Genomic DNA, 2,429 nt, shown 5'->3' on the forward strand with positions numbered 1-2,429 from the left:
GCGATCAGCTTGCCTTCGTTGGCGACGTACAGCGGGTCGAGGCCGAGGAACTCGCAGGCGGCGCGCACCGGCTCATGCACCGGGATCGCGGTCTCGGCGAGCTGCATGCCGACGCCGGAAGCGCGCGCGATCTCGTTCAGCGTTGCGCCGAGGCCGCCGCGGGTCGGATCGCGCAGCACGCGCAGCGCCGGCGGCGGCAGCACCGCGCAGAGCGCGCCGACCAGTTCGTGCAGCGCGGCGCTGTCCGATTCGATCGGCACGTCGAAATCCAGGCCTTCGCGGCAGGCCATGATCGCGATGCCGTGATCGCCGATCGCGCCGCTCACCAGCACCACGTCGCCGGGCCGCGCGCGCGTGCCGCCGGTCTCGAAGCCCGCGCGCGCGACGCCGACGCCGGTCGTGGTGATGAACACGCCATCGCCCTTGCCGGCCTCGACGACCTTGGTGTCGCCGGTGACGATGGCCACGCCGGCGGCGCGCGCCGCCTGCGCCATCGAATCGACGATGCGGGCAAGCTCCGCAAGCGCAAAGCCTTCCTCCAGGATGAAGCTCGCCGCCAGCCAGCGCGGCTCGGCCGCCGCCATCGCCACGTCGTTGACCGTGCCGTGCACGGCGAGGCTGCCGATGTCGCCGCCGGGGAAGAACAGCGGCGAGACGACGTGGCTGTCGGTGGCGATCACCAGCCGGCCGGAAAGCCCGGCATCGAGCACGGCCTGATCGTTCAGCGCCGACAGCGCGGGGTTTGCGAACGCGGCGACGAACAGCTCCTCGACGAGCTGCGCCATCGCGCGGCCGCCACCGCCGTGCTGCATCTCGATGCAGCCGTGGCGCAGGTCCAGTTTGCGGGGAAAGTCTCTCGGGGGGCTCAACGGGGCAGACCTGTCGGGATCGGGGGGAAATCGGGGCAGGGAAGCGCTTCGTGCGGCCCGGGGCTCAGGGCACGAACGCGAACAGCTCGGGCTGGTTCTGGCGGTAGACGCGCAGCCACATCAGCGTCGCCGGCACCTGCGAGCGCACGCCGTGCCAGAGCCCGTCGCAGACTTCGGCCTCGCTGCCGTTCAGCGCGATCGCCAGCGCCGCCCAGCCGTCCCAGTCGATCTCGGGCACGCGCGTGCGCAGCGCAGGCGGCAGGCTCGCGGCGGTCTGCGCCATGCTGATCAGCAGCCGGCGAATCTCGGTGCGCGTGATGCGCGAGTTCAGCAGCTCGTCCTCGCCGAGGCCTTCGGCCAGCGTCAGCACGTCGGTGCCGGCTTCTTCGAGCACGCCGAGCAGGGCGGAAGCGGTCAGGTTCATGCGGGCGACTCCAGAAACAAACGGGCGTGCGGGTGGATGGGCGGATGCGGATGCGGGTGCGGATTTCAGGCCGGGCGCGCGCTCCGGAAGCGCCCGTAGCTCCAGTGCGCGGCGCAGGCGCCTTCGCTGGAGACCATGCACGAGCCCATCGGCGTTTCCGGCGTGCAGGCGCTGCCGAACAGCCGGCAGTCCTGCGGGCGCTTGACGCCGCGCAGGATCGCCGCGCATTCGCAGGCCTTGTGATCGGGCACGGTGCGCGGTTCGGGCGCGAAGCGGCGTTCGGCGTCGAAGTCCGCCCAGGCGGACTTGATGCGCAGCGCGCTGTACGGCACGCGGCCGAGCCCGCGCCAGTCGAAGTGCTTGCGCAGCTCGAACACCTCGGCGACCAGCTTCTGCGCCTTGCGGTTGCCGTCGCGGCTGACCGCGCGCGCGAATTCGTTCTCGACGCAGCTCTGTCCGGCGTTGACCTGGCGCACGAGCATGCGCACGGCCTGCAGCACGTCGAGCGGCTCGAAGCCGGCGATGACGACCGGCTTCGCGTATTCGGCGGCGAAGTATTCGTACGGGCGGCTGCCGATCACGGTCGAGACGTGCGCCGGGCCGACGAAGCCGTCGAGCTTGACGCTGCCGAGATCGCGCACCTCGGGCGATTCGAGGATGCTGGCGATCGCCGAGGGCGTCAGCACGTGGTTGCAGAACACGCTGAAGTTTCCGAGCCCTTCGGCCGCGGCCTGGCGGATCGCGACCGCGGTCGGCGGCGTCGTGGTCTCGAAGCCGATCGCGAAGAAGATCACCTGGCGGTCGGGATGCCTGCGTGCGAGCGCCAGCGCGTCGTCGATCGAATAGACCATGCGCACGTCGGCACCGCGCGCGCGCGCCTTCAGCAGGCTGTCGCCGCCCGAGCCGGGCACGCGCAGCATGTCGCCGTAGCTCGCGAGCATCACGCCCGGGCGTTCGGCGAGCGCGATCGCCATCTCCAGCCGGCCGGTCGGCAGCACGCATACCGGGCAGCCGGGGCCGTGGATCAGCCGGACGTTGGCCGGCAGCAGATCCTCGACGCCGTAGCGGGCGATCGCGTGCGTGTGGCCGCCGCAGAACTCCATGAAGCGGTACTCGCGCGCCGGATCGACCTCGCG

The 2,429-nt window shown here is 71.5% G+C and carries 3 protein-coding genes; all 3 read right to left on the reverse strand.

Annotated elements, in window-relative coordinates; genetic code table 11:
- The coding region (gene hypE, locus PKE44_RS18330; RefSeq protein WP_324554119.1) for a hydrogenase expression/formation protein HypE at positions 1-812 on the reverse strand (812 nt) is incomplete at its 3' end.
- A 121-nt stretch (positions 813-933) separates the two neighbouring features.
- Positions 934-1,293: a hypothetical protein gene (locus PKE44_RS18335; protein ID WP_324554115.1), complete on the reverse strand. Its 360-nt coding sequence runs from the start codon at positions 1,291-1,293 to the stop codon at positions 934-936.
- Positions 1,294-1,358: 65 nt separating this feature from the next.
- On the reverse strand, positions 1,359-2,429 hold a 1,071-nt coding region (gene hypD, locus PKE44_RS18340), incomplete at its 5' end, for a hydrogenase formation protein HypD (protein ID WP_324554117.1).

Origin of the sequence: Plasticicumulans sp. (assembly GCF_035331805.1) — a bacterium.
Taxonomy (GTDB): domain Bacteria; phylum Pseudomonadota; class Gammaproteobacteria; order Competibacterales; family Competibacteraceae; genus Plasticicumulans.